We start from the raw sequence: 3,739 nt of genomic DNA, 5'->3' as shown, positions 1-3,739 counted from the left end.
GCCGATGGTGAAACGCTATCGATTGACTCTGTGACTTACACAGGAACGGATGGTGTTTTAACCAACAACAATGACGGTACTTACAGCTTTGAGCCGAATGAGAACTTCAATGGCGAAGTGGACCTAAGCTTCTCCGTGACCACTGGCTCAGAAACGGTGGATGCGACCATTGGTGTGACGGTCGATGCGGTGAACGATACGCCATTGGCGGGTAGCACGTCTTATACCGTGAATGAAGATCACTCGATCACCATCAGTAACGAGCAGTTGTTAGCGAACTCCTCGGATGTAGAAGGTGATGTGTCGGTAAGTACGGTCACTTACGGTGGCTCTGATGGTGTGTTCACGACCAACGATGATGGCACGTATACGTTTGCACCGAATGAGAACTTCAACGGTGATGTGAGCTTCAATGTTGTGGTTGCGGATGAGGACGGAGAAACCACATCGACGACAGCGGGGCTAACCGTTATAGAAGTAAACGACCCACCGGTTGCGGGTTCAACCAGTTACTCCATTAATGAAGATGAAGTGATTACCTTCACGGAAGCGCAGTTACTGGCTCAATCAAGTGATGTGGAAGGTGAGGTTAGCCTAGACAGTGTGACGTACACGGGCACAGACGGCATTTTTATTTCAAATAGTGATGGTACGTTTACGTTTGCGCCAAATGAGAACTTCAATGGTAACGTAAGCTTAGATATTGTGGTATCGGATGAAGATGCTGTAACAGCGTCGACGGCAGCAGAAATTGAGGTTGTTGCTGTCAACGATGCGCCAGTAAGTGGTGATTTGGCTTACACGGTTAATGAAGATAACTCTATTACGTTAAGTCAAGCTCAATTGTTGGCACAGGCGACCGATGTGGAAGGCGATGACCTAACGGCTTCGAACGTACAGGCTGGTGCTAACGCGTCGGTGGTAGAGAATGCGGATGGCAGCTTCACCATCACCCCGAGCGAAGGTTACAGTGGCGATGTCGCATTAACCTTTGATATCAGTGACGGTACAGATACGGTTGAGACTAATATTGCTTTAACTGTCAATCCAGTTCCTGACTGGGAAACCGATGAAGATGTCGCTCTGGACTTTACACGAGATGAGTTGCTAGAAAAAGCTGGGTTTGACCCAGAAGACGCAACGATAGGTGATATTGTTTTCTCTGGCGTTAATGTCACGGTTGCTGAAAATGACGATGGTAGCTTTACCATTGCCCCGGATGCAGATTTCCATGGTGATGCTGAGGTTAGCTATAGTGTACAAGATACTGATGGCAATGTGCTGACTGAGTTAAATTTGGATCTGTTGGTTAATGCAGTCAACGATGCACCGGACGCTGGTGATGAGATTAATGTCTCAGCAACAGAAGATGTGGCAGCAATGGCTCTATTCGAGGCATCTATACGTCTTGATACTCAACCGGAGCATGGTGTTGTTGAAATGAATGTTGATGGAGAGTGGATCTCTCTAGAGGCAGGTGTCAACGTTGCGCCGGATACTGAAGTGCGTTTTGTTCCCAATGAAGATGCAATAATTACAACTACTTTGGGGACTCCAGAAGTAGGTGATGCTGTAAGCATAGCTGATTGGGGGGAGTTAATTGACTCGCAAACTATCCATCATAGTACAGATGACTTAACTGTAACATTAACCGCAAATAACACAGACTTTAAGGCAACTGACTTTGGCGGTACTTATGATGATGGTTTAGGAGACTCTGATCGTTATGGTCCGGAGCATGGGTTCAAAAATAATGAATCGATTACTGTTGAATTCGATGGAAAAGGTGTTCATGAAGTTAATCTGACGCTAAATGGGCTTGATACTAGTTTTAGCTCAAGTAATGAAGTTGAAATATTAGCTTATAACCTCGAAGGGGACTTGATCCAAACGGTTCAAGAAAACGTTAATGTAGGTGGATTTAGTGATTCTGATGGCTCTTTTTCTGTTCAAACTGGCGGCGAATCTATAGCAAGAATTGAAATCGGTGTAGCGGATGGTTCCTCATTCCATGGGTTCCAACTATTTAATTTATCGGTTAAGCATATTCCAGAAACAACCTTATCATTTACATCAGTGTCTAGTAATGGTGTTGAAGTTAGTGATGAATTTGTGGTCAATGATTTTGATTTAACTGCGCAGTTGACAAACTTAGTAGACAGTAATACGGCAGACGGGGCGTCAGATGGCACATATCTATTTACGAAGGCGGACTTGTTAGCACAAGCGTCGGACGTAGATGGAGATGAGCTTGATATTACTGATTTAGCGCTTGTCGGCGATGATGCCACTTTGGTCGATAACGAAGATGGCACTTGGACATTGACACCGAGTGAGAACTTTAATGGTGAGGTTCAGTTAACATATAACGTCACTGACGGAGAGTTAGTGGATTCAAACACCATTAACGTTAACTTTGCGGCTGTTAATGATACGGCAGAGGTTGAAGATCAGAACTTCAGCATAGAAGAAGACGGTACGTTAACTTTCACAGATGCTGATTTATTGGCGGGTGCGACAGATATTGATGGAGACGATCTGTCTATCAGTGATGTGAGTTACGCAGGTACAGACGGCGTGTTCACTGATAATGGTGATGGCACTTACTCGTTTGCACCGAATGAGAACTTCAATGGCGATGTAAGCCTCAACTTTACGGTAACCGATGGTACCGAGCCGGTTGATGCGAATATGAATGTGACGGTGACAGAAGNGCGATGATGCCACTTTGGTCGATAACGAAGATGGCACCTGGACATTGACACCGAGTGAGAACTTTAATGGTGACGTTCAGTTAACATATACGTCACTGACGGAGAGTTAGTGGATTCAAACACCATTAACGTTAACTTTGCGGCTGTTAATGATACGACAGAGGTTGAAGATCAGAACTTCACGTTAGAAGAAGACGGTACGTTAACTTTCACAGATGCTGATTTATTGGCGGGTGCGACAGATATTGATGGAGACGATCTGTCTATCAGTGATGTGAGTTACGCAGGTACAGACGGCGTGTTCACTGATAATGGTGATGGCACTTACTCGTTTGCACCGAATGAGAACTTCAATGGCGATGTAAGCCTCAACTTTACGGTAACCGATGGTACCGAGCCGGTTGATGCGAATATGAATGTGACGGTGACAGAAGTAAATGATGCACCGGTCGCGGGTTCAACCAGTTACTCTGTGAATGAAGATGAAGTGATTAACTTCACTGAAGCGCAGTTACTGGCTCAATCGAGTGATGTGGAAGGCGATGTCAGCCTAGACAGTGTGACGTACACGGGCACTGACGGTATTTTAACGGCGAATGACGACGGTACTTACAGTTTTGCACCGAATGAGAACTTCAACGGTGGTGTGAGCTTAACGGTTGTGGTTGCCGATGAAGATGGAGAGAAAGTCTCGACGACGGCCGAAGTGGATGTGAAGGCCGTTAATGATGCGCCAGTGAGCGGTGATTTGGCTTACACGGTCAATGAAGACGCATCGATTACCTTGAGCCAAGCGCAATTGTTGGCACAAGCGACCGATGTGGAAGGCGATGACCTAACGGCAGCGAACTTGTCTGTTGGCGGTAACGCGACGGTGACGGCAAACGATGACGGCAGCTTCACTATTACGCCGGATGCGAATTTCAATGGTGACATTGATATCTCCTTCGACCTAACGGACGGTACCGATACGGTGACCGCAACGGCAGACCTAACGGTTAATCCGATGAGCGACCCAACAGTGG

General features: G+C 46.2%; 2 protein-coding genes. Both read left to right on the top strand.

Going from position 1 to position 3,739, the window contains the following annotated elements; all coding sequences use genetic code 11:
• On the top strand, positions 1-2,721 hold a 2,721-nt coding region (locus tag L1D55_RS26870), incomplete at its 5' end, for a tandem-95 repeat protein (protein WP_239919482.1).
• A gap of 102 nt (positions 2,722-2,823) precedes the next feature.
• Positions 2,824-3,739 (top strand): cadherin-like domain-containing protein (locus L1D55_RS26865; RefSeq protein ID WP_239919481.1); only part of this gene is annotated, 916 nt, incomplete at its 3' end.

It is taken from the genome of Vibrio sp. Isolate22, assembly GCF_022398115.1.
Classification (GTDB): domain Bacteria; phylum Pseudomonadota; class Gammaproteobacteria; order Enterobacterales; family Vibrionaceae; genus Vibrio.
The sequence above is the reverse complement of the archived record's forward strand: the minus strand, read 5'-3'. Positions and strand labels throughout refer to the sequence as shown.